Consider the following 15,915-nt stretch of genomic DNA (forward strand, 5'->3'; position numbering starts at 1 on the left):
CCACGGTGCCGCGACCCGAGATCGAGAACACGTCTTCCACGGGCAGCAGGAACGCGCCGTCAATGGCACGGTCCGGCTGGGGGATGTAGCTGTCCAGCGCGTCGGCCAAGCGCATGATGGCGGCTTCGCCCAGATCGCCCTTGTCGCCTTCCAGCGCCAGCTTGGCCGAACCCTTGATGATGGGGGTGTCGTCGCCCGGGAAGTCGTACTTGCTCAGCAGTTCGCGAACTTCCATCTCCACCAGCTCGAGCAGCTCGGCGTCGTCCACCATGTCGCACTTGTTCAGGAAGACGATGATGTACTTCACACCGACCTGACGGGCCAGCAGGATGTGCTCACGGGTCTGGGGCATCGGGCCGTCAGCGGCCGAGCACACCAGAATGGCGCCGTCCATCTGGGCGGCACCGGTGATCATGTTCTTGACGTAGTCAGCGTGACCCGGGCAGTCCACGTGAGCGTAGTGACGATTGGCCGTCTCGTACTCGACGTGCGCGGTGTTGATCGTGATACCACGAGCCTTCTCTTCCGGGGCCGCATCGATCTGGTCGTAGGCCTTGGCCTCGCCACCGAACTTCGAAGCCAGCACCGTTGCGATCGCTGCCGTCAGCGTGGTCTTGCCATGGTCCACGTGACCGATGGTGCCCACGTTCACGTGCGGCTTGGTGCGTTCAAACTTACCTTTTGCCATTTGATGCTCCTGGCGGTCTGCTCAGACAAAGAAGGGGAAAGAAAAGGGTGGTGCCCATGGCGGGAATCGGACCCGCGACCTCTCCCTTACCAAGGGAGTGCTCTACCACTGAGCCACATGGGCAGCGACACTGGGCTGCAGACTTCAACAATCTGCAATCCGGTGCCGCCTTTCCTACCAAACCAACCGCTGGAGCGGGAGACGGGAATCGAACCCGCGTCATTAGCTTGGAAGGCTAAGGTTCTACCATTGAACTACTCCCGCTGAAGGAGTACCGCTTTGGTGGAGGAGGCTGGATTCGAACCAGCGTACGCGTTAGCGGGCAGATTTACAGTCTGCTGCCTTTAACCACTCGGCCACCCCTCCTGGGAGCGAGCCCGCGACTATAGCAAGGGTTTATCAAGCTCGCAAGCCGGTCGTCAAAAAAGTTTTCAATCCAGGCTCCAGTGCCAGTTCACCCCGCGTGCGCGCAACCAAGTCTGGGCCTGTCCGAAATGACCACAGCCGATGAACGGCGCGGGCGGCCGGTTCGCCGACAGGGGGGATGGGTGATTGGCGCTGAGCACCAGATGCGGAGAATCCGTCAGCCAGCGCTTTTTGGCTTGGGCATGGTTGCCCCAGAGCATGAACACCTTGGGCGAGCGATCGCGCGCCGCCGCTTGAATCCAAGCGTCGGTCAGCGCCTCCCAACCCCAGCCTGCGTGGGCGCCGGCCTGGCCACCCTCCACCGTGAGCGCCGTGTTGAGTAGCAACACGCCACGCCGCGCCCAAGCGCCGAGGTGACCATCTGCTGACGGTGCCAACCCCAGGTCACGCTGAAGCTCTTTGTAGATGTTGCGCAGACTGGGCGGCAGCCTCTGGCCCGAAGGCACGGAGAAGGACAGGCCTTCCGCCTGGCCAGGCCCGTGATAGGGATCCTGGCCCAGGATCACTACGCGACAGGCCGGCAGCGGCGTCCATTCCAGCGCCCGCAGCGGCTGCGCCGGGTAGACCAGCGCCCCAGCCCGCTGACGCGCCTCGATACGCTCGATCAGCGGTTGCCCCTGTGGCAACCACCGCGCCAGCGGTGCAGCCCAGCCCTCATCCAGTTGGGCACGCGCCAGCACCGCGCCCAGCGGCTCCTGCAGGGCGCTCAAGCGAACAGCTCGGCCAAGGCTCGGCCGGGGTCCGGAGCGCGCATGAAGGCCTCTCCGACCAGGAAGGCCTGCACATCGGCGACCCGCAGGCGCTCAACATCCGCGCGCACCAGCACGCCCGATTCAGTGATCAGCAGCCGATCCGGCCCGATCACCCGGCGCAAGTTGAGCGTCGTGTCCAGACTGACCTCGAACGTCCGCAAGTTGCGGTTGTTGATGCCCATCAGGGGCGTCTTCAGGCGCAGGGCCCGCTCCAGCTCTGCGGCGTCGTGCGACTCGACCAGCACATCCAGGCCCAATGCCAGCGCACAAGCCTCCAGGTCGCGCAACTGCACATCGTCCAGGCAGGCCACGATCAGCAGGATCGCATCCGCGCCCATGGCCTTGGCCTCGAGGATCTGCAGCTCATCGACCAAGAAATCCTTGCGCAGCACCGGCAGCGCACAGGCTGAGCGGGCCTGCTGCAGGTAGGCGTTGCAGCCCTGGAAGAAGCGTTCGTCGGTCAGCACGGACAGGCAGGCCGCGCCATGCTGGGCATAGCTGGCGGCGATGGCAGCGGGGTCGAACAACTCTCGCAGCACGCCCTTGCTGGGGCTGGCCTTCTTGACTTCGGCAATCACTGCGGACCGCCCCTGCGCGACTCGTTCCTGCAACGCGGCGGCAAAGCCGCGCGCGGGCGGCGCCTGCTCGGCACTGCGGCGCAGCTCGGCCGCACGTGGCCGCAGAGCCGCCACCTCCTCTTGCTTGACCGCGACGATGCGGCGCAACACGTCTTCCATCGCTCAGCCCCGCTGCGTCGCGTTGACGAACTGCTCTAGCTTGGCGCGCGCAGCGCCGCTGTCGATGGCCGAGCGGGCGCGCTCAATGCCACCGGCGATCGACTCCGCCACATCGGCCGCATAGAGCGCCGCGCCGGCGTTGAGCAGCACGATGTCGCGCGCCGGGCCGGTCTTGCCCTCCAGCACGCCCAGCAGCATGGCCTTCGAAGCCTCGGCGTTCTCGACGCGCAGATTGCGCGTGGCCGCCATGGCAATGCCGAAGTCTTCGGGGTGGATGCTGTACTCGGTGACCTGCCCGTCGCGCAGTTCGCCCACCAGGGTGGCGGCACCGAGCGAGACCTCGTCCAGCCCGTCCTGACCGTAGACCACCAACGCGTGCTTGGCGCCCATGCGCTGCAGCACGCGCACCTGGATGCCGACCAAATCGGGATGGAACACCCCCATCAGGATGTTGGGCGCACCGGCCGGGTTGGTCAGCGGGCCCAAGATGTTGAAGATCGTGCGCACCCCCAGCTCCTTGCGCACCGGGGCGATGTTCTTCATCGCCGGGTGGTGGTTGGGCGCAAACATAAAGCCCATGCCCGCCTCAACCAGGCAGCGCGCCACGGCGTCCGGCTGCAAGTCAATGCGAGCGCCCAAGGACTCCAACACATCGGCGCTACCACTCTTGCTGCTGACGCTGCGGTTCCCATGCTTGGCCACAACGGCGCCGGCGGCGGCGGCCACAAACATGGAGCAAGTGCTGATGTTGAAGCTGTGCGCACCGTCGCCGCCGGTGCCGACCACATCCACCAGGTGCGGGTGGGGCGGGTCCGGCAGGGGCACCTTGCGGCTGAGCTCGCGCATCACTTCAGCGGCGGCCGCAATCTCGCCCACCGTTTCCTTCTTGACGCGCAATCCGGTGATCAGCGCCGCCGCCACCACCGGCGACATCTCGCCCGTCATGATGCGACGCATCAACGCCAGCATCTCGTCGGGAAAGATCTCGCGGTGCTCAATGACGCGCTGCAGGGCTTCTTGGTCGGTGATCGGCATCTCAGGCCTCGCAGAAATAGGAACGAACAGCGGTGATGGCGCGGTCCACGCCGGCCTCGTCCACATCCAGGTGGGTGACAAAGCGCAGGCGGTACAGACCGGTGGCCAACACACCGTGCTCCTTTAAATACGGAATCAGGCCGGCGCTGCGCGCGGGGGCCACGTCGGCAAACACGATGTTGGTCTGCGGCGCTTGCACCTGCACACCTGGGATGCCTTGCAGGCCTGAGGCCAAGCGCTGCGCCAGCGCATGATCCTCGCGCAGTCGCTCCAGGTGGTGGTCGAGCGCGTACTGCGCTGCCGCCGCCAGCAGACCGGCCTGGCGCATGGCACCGCCGCACATCTTGCGCCAGCGTCTGGCGCGGGCGATGAAGTCATGCGAGCCGCACAGCACCGAACCCACCGGTGCGCCCAGACCCTTGGAAAAGCAGACCGAGACCGAGTCAAAACCGGCGCAGATTGCGCGGGCATTGGCCAGCACCTCGCCGGGCGCCGCAGCAGCGGCATTGAAGAGCCGCGCGCCGTCCAGATGCAAACCCAGGCCATGCCGGCGCGCCAGCGCCTGGGCATCACGCACGTAGGCCGGGTCCAGCACCTGCCCGCCGATGGTGTTCTCCAGGCACAGCAGGCGAGTGCGAGCGAAATGCGGGTCGTCGGGCTTGATGGCGGCCTCGATGTCCGCCAGCAGCAGGCTGCCATCCGCCTGCTGGGTCAAGGGCTGCGGCTGGATTGAACCCAACACGGCCGCACCGCCCGCCTCCCAGCGGTAGCAGTGCTGTTGCTGACCCACGATGTACTCGTCGCCGCGCTCGCAGTGGCTCATCAGGGCCACCAGATTGCTCTGCGTGCCGCTGGGCAGGAACAGCGCCGCCTCGAAACCCAGGCGCTCGGCGACCGCCGCCTGCAGGGTATTGACGCTGGGGTCGTCGCCGAACACATCGTCGCCCAGGCGTGCCGCGGCCATCGCGGCGCGCATGCCGGCCGTCGGGCGCGTGACGGTGTCGCTGCGCAAATCAATCACGCGGCTCATAGGACCAGTTCCAAAAAGTTCTTCAGCTGAGCGTGGCCATGCTCGGAGAGGATGGATTCCGGGTGGTATTGCACCCCCTCGATCGGCGTCTTGGTGCCGGCCAGTTCGCGGTGGCGCACGGCCATGATCTCGCCGTCCTCGCTGCGCGCGCTCACCTCCAGCTCGGGCGGGCAGGTGGCCGGCTCGATCACCAGGGAGTGGTAGCGAATCACGCTGAACTGCTGCGGCAGGCCTTTGAACACACCCCGGCCATCGTTGGTGATGGTGCTGGCCTTGCCGTGCATCTGGCGCTGCGCGCGCACGATCTTGCCGCCCAGCGCCTGGCCAATGCTCTGGTGCCCCAGACACACCCCCAGGATGGGCAGCTTGCCCTTGAAGGCCCGGATGGCCGGCACGCACACGCCGGCTTCGGTCGGCGTGCAGGGGCCGGGCGAAAGAATGAGGTGGCTGGGGTTCAGCGCGCCGATGCCGGCGACATCGATCTCGTCATTGCGCAGCACCTTCACCTCGGCCCCCAGCTCACCCAGGTACTGCACCAGGTTGAAGGTGAAGCTGTCGTAGTTGTCGATCATGAGGATCATGGTCAGAACCCTCCTTCCACCAGTTCGGCCGCCGCCAGCACGGCACGGGCCTTGGCCTCGGTTTCCTTCCACTCCAGCTCGGGCACGGAGTCGGCCACCACCCCAGCAGCCGCCTGCACGTAGAGATGACCGTCCTTGACGATGCCGGTGCGGATTGCAATGGCCAGGTCCATGTCGCCGGCAAAACTCAAATAGCCGCAGGCGCCGCCGTAAATGCCGCGCTCCACGGGTTCGAGCTCGTCGATCAGTTCCATCGCCCGCACCTTGGGCGCGCCGGTGAGGGTGCCGGCTGGGAAGCTGGCCTTGAGCACATCCAGTTGCCCGACCTCGGGCCGCAGCACGCCCTCGACATTGCTGACGATGTGCATCACATGCGAATAGCGCTCGACTTCGAAAGCCGCCGTCACCTTCACGCTGCCGGTGCGGGCGATGCGGCCGATATCGTTGCGGGCCAAGTCAATCAGCATCAGGTGCTCGGCACGCTCCTTGGCGTCACCGCGCAGTTCGGCTTCGAGCAGGGCATCGGCCTGCGGCGTGGCGCCGCGCGGGCGGGTGCCGGCCAGCGGGCGGACGGTGATCTTGCGGCCGCCGCCGTCTTTGATGGAGCGGTGCTCCTCCCGCACCAGGATCTCAGGCGAGGCGCCAACGATCTGGTGATCCCCCATGTCGTAGTAATACATATAGGGGCTGGGGTTGAGCGAGCGCAGCGCGCGGTACAGGCTCAGCGGGTCGGCGTCATAGCGCTTCTTGAGGCGCTGCCCGATCACCACCTGCATGCAATCGCCCGCAGCGATGAACTCCTTGGCCCTTTCGACCGCCTGCATGAACTCGGCCGGGTCGCGTTCGCGCTGCACGGGCTGCGGCGCGCTGGGCTTGACCTCGGGCAGGCCGACGCCCCGGCGCAGACTGCCGGCCAGTTCGTCCAGGCGCGCCTGAGCCTTGGCGTAGGCGTCTGGCACCGAAGGGTCGGCCCAGACGATCAGGAACAGCCGGCCGCTGAGGTTGTCGATGACAGCGACCTCCTCGCTCAGCAGCAGCTGAATGTCCGGCAAACCCAGGCCGCCAGTGGGGCGGCTCGTGGCCAGGCGCGGCTCGATGGCGCGCACGGTGTCGTAGCCGAAGTAGCCGGCCAGGCCACCGCAGAAACGCGGCAAACCGGGCAGCACCGCCGGTTTCAGTCGCTCCTGGTAGTCGGCGATGAAATCGAGCGGATTGCCCTCATGGCGTTCGACGACCTCACCATCGCGCACGATCTCGCAGACCCTGCCGCGCGCGCGCAGCAGGCTGCGGGCCGGCAGACCGATGAAGGAATAGCGCCCGAAGCGCTCACCGCCGATGACGGACTCCAGCAAAAAGCTCAGCGGCCGGCCGGCGCACAGCTTGAGGTAGAGGGAGAGAGGGGTTTCGAGATCCGCAAAGGCCTGGCGCACCAGGGGGATGCGGTTGTGTCCGGCCTCAGCCAGACGCAGAAAATCTTGTTCGTTCGTGATCACAGCGGGTCCAGCACGCAAGGGTTCACCCGGACGCGGCCGCAGCCACGCCCACTCAGCTACGCAGTGCGCAGGGTCGCCAGGGCCAAGCTCCCCGGTCGCCCGACCCTTTGGTGAGTTTGCGATTCACGAACATGCGAACGAGTGTAGCGTTCTCGCGACCATTGCCAGCTGTTATGACATCGTGCACATTGCACAGCCCCTTCGCGTGAACGCAAGGCGAAAAACCTGTCCACAATCAACGCTTTACCCCTGCCCCTGGAGGATCTGATGCGCCGAGCTGTTCTGTCCGTTCTGCTGTCTCTTGCACTCCCGCTGGGAGCCTGGGCGCAGACCACTGTCGAAGCCGGTGGCGTGAAATTCGACACCACAACGGAAGTCGCCGGTCAGAAGCTGCTGCTGAATGGCGCGGGGGTCCGCTATCGCGCCATTTTCAAGGTCTACAGCGTTGGCTTCTACTTGAAAGCCAAGGCGGACACCCCGGACGGCGTGATCAAACAGGAGGGTGCCAAGCGGGTCATGCTGAAAATGCTGCGCGATGTCGACGGCAAGGAGCTGGGCAAGGCATTCACCGACGGCATGCGCAAGAACGCGGTGGCCGATGAACGGGCCAAGACCATCAACGGCATCTTCAAATTCGGTGAAATCTTCAACGACATGAAGCGAGCCAACTCGGGCTCCACCATCGGGGTCGATTGGATTCCGGGGACGGGCGCCCAAGTGGTCGTCGATGGGAAAGCAGTCGGCGAGCCCATCAAGGAAATCGAGTTTTACAACGCCTTGCTGCGCATTTGGCTCGGAGACCAACCCGCGGATGAAGATCTCAAGGAGCTCTTGCTCGGGAAAGAGAAGCGGCACAGCGGGCGCCAGCGATAAGCGTCGGGAGCGCTGACAGCTCGTCCAGGTACGCCCAAGCGGGCTCGGTCTCGATGGGCCGCCCGTGGTTGTAGCCCCCGCGCAGCAAGACCACGCCCCAAGCCCCGGCGGCCCTCGCGGCCGCCGCGTCATTCTCGGAGTCACCCACCATCAATGAGCAAGACGGGGGGACCCCGAGCCGCTGCGCAGCCTGCAGCAGGCTGTCTGGCGCCGGTTTGGGTCGCACGGCCTCCGAGCCCCCCACCAGCACGGCGAAGTAATCCAGCAGGCCCAACTGCGCCAACAAGGCGTGGGCATTGGCTTGTGGCTTGTTGGTCACGCAGGCCAAAGGCAATCCCAGGGCCTGGAGCCCGTTTAGGCCTTGCACGGTTCCGGCGCGCACCTGGGCGTGGCATCCGTTGACCTGTCGGTAGTGGCGGTCATACTGCGCCTTCACCTCGGCCTGCAGGTGCATCGGTTGGCGGGATGTTGAGAGCCAATCGTGGATCAAGTGATCCCCGCCGCGCCCGATCCACTGGCGAACATCAGAGGCCTGTGGCGCGGGCCAACCGCGCTCCCGGGCCACAGCTTCCAAGGCCGCGACAAAATCCCCCAAGGTGTCGACCAGGGTTCCATCCAGATCCACCCACAACGCTTCAATGGTTTGACTCATGCCCTTCAGTGTCGTCGCTGCCTCGCTTGGCCCGTCCCCTTGGTGCTTGGGGGGCGCAGCCTGGGACCGAAAGCTCCGTCTGCTCAGCGCCCCCCTGGCCGGGAGCTCCAACCCCGTCACCGAGAGTTGCCACCCCGGCGGTGTGGCTCGCAACATCGCACACACCCTGCGACTCCTGGGATTCCCGGTCACCTTGCTGAGCGCTTGGGGCGACGATAGTGCAGGCCAAACCCTAGCGACAGATTGCAACCGACTGGGCATCGACATTCACGCTGTCCGCACCATTCCGGGCTGCATCAGCGGCGCCTACACCGCGGTGTTGGAAACCGATGGCAATTTGCACCTGGGGTTGGCGCAAATGGAAGCGCTGGAACACCTGGGGCCCGAAACCCTCCGGGACACGCAAGCACTGCGCGCCGAGGCCCCCCTGCAAATCGCGGACCTCAATTTGCGCCAGGACACGCTCACGGCCTGGCTGGGCGAACCGCGTCAGGGTCTGGCCCTGCTACAGGGCATTTCCGAGGCCAAGATGGCCCGCTTGCCCGAGGACCTCTCGAGACTGGACGCCCTCATCGTGAACGCGGGCGAATGGTGGGCGGGCGGCGGCAACACGGAAATGGCGCGCCGCGGCCTCAAACGCGCCCTGGTCACCCAAGGCGCGCAAGGCGTCCGGTTGGGCCAGTGGGTAGAAGGCCAATGGTCGTGGACCACCTTGCCTGCCATTCCCCTGGACCGGGCGGTCGACGTCACCGGGGCTGGCGATGCCTTCGCCGCCGGCGTGGTGGCGGCCCTGCTGTACCGTCCAGAGAACTGGCGCGGTGCCGCCCAGTTTGGACAGCACCTGAGCCACTTGTGCCTTCAGTCCTCCACCAGTGTGGCCACCCGCATCCAACCCGGCTTGTTGGCCCTTTTCCTACAAATTTGCTCGGCCTATGACAACTGAGTCCCTCAACCCTTGTCTCCGCTTTGCGCCCGAAGTGGCGCAAGCCCGCGCGGTGGGTCGGCCCGTGGTGGCGCTGGAATCCACCATCGTTGCCCACGGCATGCCGTATCCGGAGAACCTGCACACTGCCCGCGCCGTCGAGGACTTGATTCGCGCTGAGGGTGCCACGCCAGCCACCATCGCCGTGATGGAGGGATGCATTCATATTGGTCTGTCAGACCCGCAACTCACCCACCTCGCGCAATCGGGTCAGCAGGCCATGAAACTCAGCCGGCGCGACTTGGCATTTGCCGTGGCGAGTCGACGCTTGGGCGCAACCACCGTGGCCTCCACCATGCTGTGTGCCGCATTGGCTGGGATACGCGTGTTTGTGACGGGGGGCATTGGCGGCGTTCACCGTGGAGCCCCTCAGTCCATGGACGTGAGTGCCGATCTGCTGGAACTGGCCCGCACGCCCGTGGCCGTGGTCTGCGCAGGCGCCAAGAGCATTCTGGATTTGCCGTTGACCCTGGAAGTCCTGGAAACCCATGGCGTTCCAGTAGTGGCGGTTGGCCAGTCAGCCTTTCCCGCGTTCTACACCCGGGATTCGGGACTCACTGCAGATTTTCAGCTCGACACCCCCACCGAGATTGCCCACTTTCTACAGTGCCATTGGCGTTTGGGGCTACCCAGTGGTGTGGTGGTGGCCAACCCCGTGCCGATGGAGAGTGAGATTCCCCGGGTCACGGTCGAAACTTGGCTGGCCCAAGCACTGGCCGAGGCGGAACAGCAAGGCATCAGCGGCAAGGCCAGCACGCCATTCCTGCTCAAACGCTTGGCCGAACTCTCTCAAGGCCGCAGTCTGGCCACCAACATCGCCCTCGTAAAAAACAACGCCGTGTTGGGGGGGCGACTGGCCGTGTCTTTGGGCCCCACCTGAGCCCTGAGGCCCACTGGCCTGGGCTCACTGAATCGTGAGCGTGTAGGCCCCCGCGTCTCCGGCGGTTCGGCGCACCGCCACAATCACCGCCAGCGGCGCGCCGCCCGCGTTGCGCAAAGACATCGTGCTGGTTTGCCCCACGCTGGCCGCCAGTTGACTCAGCAGTTGACCACTGCCGAGATAAAGACTCAGGCCAAAGCCGGAGCGGCTGCCGGCACGCAACGTCAGACTGACTGTCTTGCCGGCAGGCACATTCAGCTTGTAGTGGTCGATGTCGGTGGTCGTGCTCAGACTGCCATTGACCGTTCGCGTGCCGTCGGGCAACGCCTGCGCGGTCCCCAGCGTGTTGTTGGACTCCTTTTCGGTCACTGTGCCGCTGGTGGGGACAGGCGCTGGCGCGGGTGCTGGGGCGGGCGCCGGCGCAGCGCTCTGCCCCAAGGCCGCCGCGACCGCAGCCGTGGCATCCACCATCCCCGCACCACAACCGCTGCAGGCCGCCGTAAACGCTCGGCTGCTGCTCTTCAACAGGTTCATCACCTGGTCGGGCGTGAGTGACTGGTTGGCAGACAGCATCAGGGCGGCAACGCCACTGACCACCGGCGTCGCCATGGACGTGCCCATCAGCCCCGCGTAGCTGTCCGCACCGGGCGTGGTGGTCCCCGTGTTGTAGGTCGAGAGGATCGCTCCGTCCGAATCGCCGCCTGGCGCCGCCAAAGTGACCTTGGATCCGTAATTGGAATACGACGCCCTGCCACCCGCCTTGTTCACCGCCGCCACGGTGACGACGCCACTGCAGTTGGCCGGCTGGGTTCCGGTTGCGTCGCTACGCGAATTCCCTGCGGCAACGACGACCACCGCACCGCGAGTCCGCGCGGCCTGAATGGCGTTTTGCGTCGTCAGGCTGCAACTCCCCGGGCCCCCGAGCGACAAATTGATGACCCGTGCCGGGTTGGCATTGGCGGGCACGCCAGAGACCGCGCCACCCGAAGCCCAAACAATGGCATCCGCAATGTCGGACGTGTAGCCGCCACAGCGCCCCAAGGCCCGAACCGGGAGCACTCGAATCAGCGGCGCAACACCCGCCACGCCCAATTGGTTGCCCGTCCTCGCGCCCACGATGCCCGCCACATGGGTGCCATGCCAGGAGCTGCGTTCCGCCAGACTGCCGCTACCGCACTGGCCGGCCGCTGTGAAATCGCCGGGGTCTTGGGCATCCGCGTCCCGACCACTGCCATCCCCCGCCATTTTCAAATCGCTGACAAAGTCATAGCCCGGCAAGAATTGAGCACTCAAATCCGCATGCGGCCGCACGCCGGTGTCAACCACAGCCACCGTCACCCCGCTGCCCTGCGCCTTGTCCCAGGCGGTGGCCGAACGGATACCCGATCCGGCGGTACCCAAATGCCACTGCTGGGCCCACTGCGGATCGTTCGGCGTCCAGGCAGCCTTCAGCACCACGTCGGGCTCCACATACTCGACCCCAGGATCCCCGTCGCGCAAACTACGCACCATCGCCTGCAAGGCTTCCCCCCGCAAGGGGCGATTCAACTGGTACACGCGGGCCCCGCCAGACGTCAACCGCTGAAACTGTGCCTGGACCCCCTGGCGGTTGCTGGCAACGCGCAACGCCATCTGAGCCCGGGACGAATCGCCGCTGGAGGCCGAGCGGTACTTCACGATCAGCCGATCTGAAACGATCTCGGCGGCCGCCCACGGCGCCGCGTTTTCTTGACCTTCATCCAACACCGGGGCGGCAAGGCCGGGGTGCCCCGTCAACAAAGAGGCGGGGACGCACACACTCAGCAACGTGCGGCGGAACCAGTGACGGGTTGTTGACATCGGGCGCCTCGTGCAGTTCGAGGCCAGCGCCGCAGGGCGGCACCGGCAGCCCCGCTACCGTGGCAACCCAGTTGCTGTAGGCCGGAGGCTTTGCGTCCCCGGCTTTCGCCGGGTTTGCGGGATGGATGGCGTCAGCTTAGAGAGTTCCGTTGGTCTCGCCAAGGGGCCCATCCTTGCACCAGGGCGGCCCTTGCCTACAAATACACGGAATCGCCCTTAGGCCGCCAACTCCGCGCGCATGGCGTCAATCACGGCCTTGTAGTCCCCCTGACCAAAGATGGCCGAGCCCGCAACGAAGGTGTCGGCGCCTGCATCGGCGATACGGCGGATGTTGTCCACCTTGACGCCGCCATCGATCTCCAGGCGAATGTCGCGCCCCGTCTGCTCGATGCGCTTGCGCGCCTGCTCCAGCTTGCGCAGCGCCGAGTCGATGAAGCTCTGGCCCCCAAACCCCGGGTTGACGCTCATGATCAGGATGAGGTCCACCCTGTCGATCACCCAGTCCAGCACATCCAGCGGCGTGCCCGGGTTGAACACCAGGCCGGCCTGCTTGCCCTCGGCCTTGATCAGTTGCAAGGTACGGTCCACATGCCGGCTGGCTTCGGGATGGAAGCTCACCAGGTCCGCCCCCGCCCTGCAAAACGCCTGGGCCAGCGCGTCCACAGGCTCGACCATCAGGTGCACATCGATGGCCGCCGCGCGCCCATCGGGCAACACGCAATGCGGACGCAAAGCCTGGCACACCATGGGGCCGAAGGTCAGGTTGGGCACGTAGTGGTTGTCCATCACGTCGAAGTGAATCCAGTCCGCACCGGCGGCCAGGACGTTGCGGCACTCCTCACCCAGGCGGGCAAAGTCAGCGGAGAGAAGGCTGGGGGCGATGCGTGCAGTCATGACCGAAATTTTAGGTGGGCACTTGAAACGCCGCCCGAGCGCGCATCGCGGGCTCCCGAGCCCAGCAGTCCGGGGCATGGTCGTTCACCAATCCCATGGCCTGCATGAAGGCATAGCAGGTGGTCGGCCCCACGAACCGAAAGCCCACTTTCTTGAGCTGTTTGGACAGGGCTTGGGAGGCCGCCGACTCCGAGCGGACGATCGGGAGCGCCGGCGCTTCTTCATGGTCCCACACCATCGCCGCCAAGCTGCGTCCACTGTTGTGCAGCGCGACAAGGGCCTGGGCGTTACCAATCGTGGCTTCAATCTTGCCCCGGTGACGCACGATGCCCGAATCCTTCAGCAAGCGCTGGATGTCGGCCTCATCGAATGCCGCCACCCGGGCGACGTCAAATCCCGCGAACGCCACCCGAAACGCCTCGCGTTTGGTCAGAATCGTTCGCCAACTCAGTCCGGACTGGAACCCCTCCAGGCACAGCTTCTCGAAGAGTCGCGTTTCATCGGCCACCGGATAACCCCACTCGGTGTCGTGGTAGTGCCGATAGAGCGGAAAATCAGCGGCCTCGCACCAGGCGCAGCGCGCCCGGCCGTCATCTCCCTGGATGGTTTTCATGTCGTCAAGCTCCTCTCGCGCCGAGTTTCGCTGCAGCGTCGCCGTACAGCCACTGGCTGAGCAGACCGATCCAGCGCAAGAGCGCTGGGCCTTCCAATACACGGTCACGATTGAAAACACGGGCACGTTGCCCGCTCAGCTCGTGGCGCGTCAATGGAGCATCGTGGATGCCCGGGGGCAGGTGGAAGAGGTGCGGGGCTTGGCGGTGGTCGGTCACCAGCCCTACCTCCAGCCCGGTCAAAGCTTTCAGTACAGCTCCTGGGCCCAAATTGGCACCCCTCACGGCAGCATGAAGGGCCGTTATTTGTGTGTCAGTGAGGCCGCCGAGGTGTTTTATGCCGAGGTGCCGGAGTTTGCTCTGGCTGACACCAGTCAACTTCATTGACGCCCGGCGCCCGATGAGTCCTCCGGGTCTTGGTCGGAATGATGTTCAGGGCGCCGCCCTGAAAACATCGTCCACCACACGATGAACGCCGCCAAGCCCAGGGCCAGGGCGGCCTCTAACAAGATGATCCACATGGCCGAATTGCACCACAGGGCCGGTTGGTCCCCCACGGCTCTATGGGTGCATTCCCTCGTGCTTTGCGCGACCTTGCTCACGGCCTGCGGGACCGCTCCCGACAGGCCCGCGCAAGCGCCAGCAGCCGAACTCCCCGCGGCGCCTCCAGCAACGGCCCTGCCGACCCAATCGCCCCCTCGGCCCGCCAACCTGGAGGCGCCTCGCGGCCCCGCGCGATGGGTCGCCGCCGCCTGGAGCGAATTGCCAGGCTGGGGAGAGGACAGCGCCGAGGCCTTATGGCCCGTGTTTCAACGCAACTGCGGGCGTCCTCCGGCGGGGTGGAGCGCCCTGTGCGCACGCTGGTTGCTGGACCCGGTGCCCTCGGATCGATTGCAAGCTCATGGCTGGCTGATGACCCACCTGCAGCCCTATCGCGTTGAAGGGGTTGATGGCCAGGCTGAAGGCCTGCTTACCGGCTACTTCGAGCCCGAGTTGCGAGCCCAGCGCCACGCCAGCGGGCGCTTTTCCGCCCCCATCTTTTCACTGCCCAAAGATCCCCAATTGGCCCGTGCAGCACGACAGGAGTTCGATCAACAGTGGCGCGGACGCACCAGTCCCTTGCTGTTTGTGGAAGACCCTTTGGATGCGTTGGTGCTGCAGATTCAAGGGTCGGGGCGCGCCCAGGTCCGCGAGTTGGACGGCCGGCTCCGATCGGTTCGCTTGGCCTTTGCGGGTCACAACGACCACCCGTACCGCTCCGTCGGCCGCTGGCTCATTGAGCAGGGCGAACTCAAAGCGCACGAGGCCAATTGGCCCGCCATCAAAGCCTGGGCGCAAGCCAACCCCCACCGCGTCCAAGAGCTGCTGTGGGCCAATCCTCGCCTGGTCTACTTCCGGGAGGAGCCGTTGGCCGACCCGCAACTGGGCCCACGCGGGGCGCAAGGCGTGCCGCTGACTGCCGGGCGCTCGGTGGCCGTTGATCGCAGCCAAGTCCCTTATGGCAGCTTGTTGTGGCTCGACAGCACCGAACCCCTGTCCAACACCCCTTTGCGCCGCCTGGTGCTGGCGCAAGACACCGGGGCGGCCATCCAGGGGGCGGTGCGGGCCGATTATTTCTGGGGCTGGGGCCCCGAAGCCGAACAGCAAGCCGGACGCATGAAGCAAGCGCTGCGCTACTGGGTGCTGTGGCCGCGCGACGCCACTATGCCGGCTTCCCTGGCTTGCCGGAGCGACCCATGCCGATGATCGAATTCCGCCGCCCCGACGGCGGCCTCACGCCCGCCTACCAAACCCAAGCGGCCCGCCCCGACGCCCCGGGCGTGGTGGTCATTCAGGAATGGTGGGGGCTGAACCCGCAGATCCGCTCCGTCGTCGACCGCTTGGCCGCGGCCGGCTACACAGCCCTGGCGCCGGACTTGTACCGCGGCCGGCTCACCACCGAAGCCGACGAGGCGAACCACCTGATGCAAAGCCTGGACTTCGTGGATGCCACGCACCAGGACCTGCGCGGCGCCGCTGCCCACCTCGCTCAAGGAGGACAGCCCGTCGCCGTGATGGGCTTTTGCATGGGCGGGGCCCTGACCGTGGCCGCGGCCGTCCACGTACCCGGGCTGGCTGCGGCCGCCTGTTTTTACGGCGTGCCCCCGGCCCATCTGGCCCAGCCCCATGCCATTGCCATCCCGTTCCAGGGGCACTTCGCCGAACAGGACGACTGGTGCACGCCCACCGTCGCCCGGGGTCTGGAAGCCGAGATGCGCGACGCCGGCCGAACCCCGGACATCCACTTCTACCCGGCAGGGCATGGCTTTTTCAACGCCACGCGAGCGGTTTACGACGCCGCCAGTGCCGAATTGGCCTGGCAGCGGTTGATGAACTTTTTCGGGCGACACCTCAGCGCGCCGCGCTGAAACAAAACGGTCCGGCCCTCAATGGACCGGACCG

General features: G+C 65.9%; 18 protein-coding genes, 3 tRNA genes and 1 riboswitch. Of the genes, 6 read left to right on the plus strand and 15 right to left on the minus strand.

The window, feature by feature from the left end; all coding sequences use genetic code 11:
* The 10 genes from I7X43_RS11950 to trpE all read right to left on the minus strand — a co-directional run.
* On the minus strand, positions 1-688 hold a 688-nt coding region (locus tag I7X43_RS11950; protein ID WP_198101179.1), incomplete at its 3' end, for a GTP-binding protein.
* Between the two features lie 48 nt (positions 689-736).
* Positions 737-811 (minus strand) — tRNA-Thr (locus I7X43_RS11955).
* Positions 812-878: 67 nt separating this feature from the next.
* Positions 879-952 (minus strand) — tRNA-Gly (locus I7X43_RS11960).
* A 16-nt stretch (positions 953-968) separates the two neighbouring features.
* Positions 969-1,054 (minus strand) — tRNA-Tyr (locus I7X43_RS11965).
* 65 nt (positions 1,055-1,119) lie between these two features.
* Complete coding sequence (locus I7X43_RS11970) at positions 1,120-1,824, minus strand: uracil-DNA glycosylase (RefSeq protein ID WP_375140395.1); 705 nt, start codon at positions 1,822-1,824, stop codon at positions 1,120-1,122.
* The gene (trpC, locus tag I7X43_RS11975) at positions 1,821-2,603 is read right to left on the minus strand and encodes an indole-3-glycerol phosphate synthase TrpC (protein ID WP_198101180.1); all 783 of its coding nucleotides are present in this window, start codon (positions 2,601-2,603) and stop codon (positions 1,821-1,823) included. Before trpC ends, I7X43_RS11970 begins: the two co-directional genes overlap by 4 nt.
* A 3-nt stretch (positions 2,604-2,606) precedes the next feature.
* Entirely contained in the window at positions 2,607-3,638 is a 1,032-nt protein-coding gene (gene trpD, locus I7X43_RS11980) for an anthranilate phosphoribosyltransferase (protein ID WP_198101181.1), read from the minus strand.
* 1 nt (position 3,639) lies between these two features.
* Positions 3,640-4,668: a low-specificity L-threonine aldolase gene (gene ltaE / locus I7X43_RS11985; RefSeq protein WP_198101182.1), complete on the minus strand. Its 1,029-nt coding sequence runs from the start codon at positions 4,666-4,668 to the stop codon at positions 3,640-3,642.
* Complete coding sequence (locus I7X43_RS11990; protein ID WP_198101183.1) at positions 4,665-5,249, minus strand: anthranilate synthase component II; 585 nt, start codon at positions 5,247-5,249, stop codon at positions 4,665-4,667. Before I7X43_RS11990 ends, ltaE begins: the two co-directional genes overlap by 4 nt.
* Positions 5,250-5,251: 2 nt before the next feature.
* Positions 5,252-6,739 (minus strand): anthranilate synthase component I, encoded by a 1,488-nt coding sequence (gene trpE / locus I7X43_RS11995; RefSeq protein ID WP_198101348.1) that lies wholly within the window; start codon positions 6,737-6,739, stop codon positions 5,252-5,254.
* Between the two features lie 270 nt (positions 6,740-7,009).
* Here trpE and I7X43_RS12000 point away from each other — a divergent pair, with 270 nt between their 5' ends.
* Complete coding sequence (locus I7X43_RS12000; RefSeq protein WP_198101184.1) at positions 7,010-7,615, plus strand: chalcone isomerase family protein; 606 nt, start codon at positions 7,010-7,012, stop codon at positions 7,613-7,615.
* Here I7X43_RS12000 and I7X43_RS12005 read toward each other — a convergent pair.
* Positions 7,563-8,267, minus strand: coding sequence for an HAD-IA family hydrolase (locus I7X43_RS12005; RefSeq protein ID WP_198101185.1), 705 nt, complete (start codon positions 8,265-8,267; stop codon positions 7,563-7,565). The two genes, I7X43_RS12000 and I7X43_RS12005, sit on opposite strands and share 53 nt — an antisense overlap.
* Here I7X43_RS12005 and I7X43_RS12010 point away from each other — a divergent pair.
* Together I7X43_RS12010 and I7X43_RS12015 are read left to right on the plus strand one after the other, a co-directional pair.
* Complete coding sequence (locus tag I7X43_RS12010; protein ID WP_198101186.1) at positions 8,266-9,210, plus strand: PfkB family carbohydrate kinase; 945 nt, start codon at positions 8,266-8,268, stop codon at positions 9,208-9,210. The genes I7X43_RS12005 and I7X43_RS12010 overlap by 2 nt on opposite strands.
* Entirely contained in the window at positions 9,200-10,129 is a 930-nt protein-coding gene (locus tag I7X43_RS12015; protein ID WP_198101187.1) for a pseudouridine-5'-phosphate glycosidase, read from the plus strand. The genes I7X43_RS12010 and I7X43_RS12015 overlap by 11 nt, the downstream gene beginning before the upstream one ends.
* A gap of 24 nt (positions 10,130-10,153) precedes the next feature.
* Here I7X43_RS12015 and I7X43_RS12020 read toward each other — a convergent pair whose 3' ends face one another.
* From I7X43_RS12020 to I7X43_RS12030, 3 genes are all read right to left on the minus strand, one after another.
* On the minus strand, positions 10,154-11,968 hold the full coding sequence (locus tag I7X43_RS12020) for a S8 family peptidase (protein ID WP_198101188.1): 1,815 nt from the start codon (positions 11,966-11,968) through the stop codon (positions 10,154-10,156).
* A gap of 41 nt (positions 11,969-12,009) precedes the next feature.
* A riboswitch (cyclic di-GMP riboswitch) is annotated at positions 12,010-12,097 on the minus strand.
* An 87-nt stretch (positions 12,098-12,184) separates the two neighbouring features.
* Positions 12,185-12,862: a ribulose-phosphate 3-epimerase gene (gene rpe, locus I7X43_RS12025; RefSeq protein WP_198101189.1), complete on the minus strand. Its 678-nt coding sequence runs from the start codon at positions 12,860-12,862 to the stop codon at positions 12,185-12,187.
* A gap of 10 nt (positions 12,863-12,872) precedes the next feature.
* A complete protein-coding gene (locus I7X43_RS12030; RefSeq protein WP_198101190.1) occupies positions 12,873-13,475 on the minus strand; it encodes a DNA-3-methyladenine glycosylase I in 603 nt (200 codons plus the stop codon).
* On the opposite strand from I7X43_RS12030, the gene apaG reads away from it, so the two are divergent.
* Entirely contained in the window at positions 13,474-13,860 is a 387-nt protein-coding gene (gene apaG, locus I7X43_RS12035; protein WP_198101191.1) for a Co2+/Mg2+ efflux facilitator ApaG/CorD, read from the plus strand. The genes I7X43_RS12030 and apaG overlap by 2 nt on opposite strands.
* Here apaG and I7X43_RS12040 read toward each other — a convergent pair.
* Entirely contained in the window at positions 13,854-13,994 is a 141-nt protein-coding gene (locus tag I7X43_RS12040; RefSeq protein ID WP_198101192.1) for a hypothetical protein, read from the minus strand. The genes apaG and I7X43_RS12040 overlap by 7 nt on opposite strands.
* A 283-nt stretch (positions 13,995-14,277) precedes the next feature.
* On the opposite strand from I7X43_RS12040, the gene mltA reads away from it, so the two are divergent.
* Entirely contained in the window at positions 14,278-15,219 is a 942-nt protein-coding gene (mltA, locus tag I7X43_RS12045; protein WP_375140396.1) for a murein transglycosylase A, read from the plus strand.
* On the plus strand, positions 15,210-15,881 hold the full coding sequence (locus I7X43_RS12050; protein ID WP_246480388.1) for a dienelactone hydrolase family protein: 672 nt from the start codon (positions 15,210-15,212) through the stop codon (positions 15,879-15,881). Before mltA ends, I7X43_RS12050 begins: the two co-directional genes overlap by 10 nt.
* Positions 15,882-15,915 lie beyond the last annotated feature (34 nt).

Source organism: Inhella gelatinilytica (assembly GCF_016093295.1).
Lineage (GTDB): Bacteria > Pseudomonadota > Gammaproteobacteria > Burkholderiales > Burkholderiaceae_C > Inhella > Inhella gelatinilytica.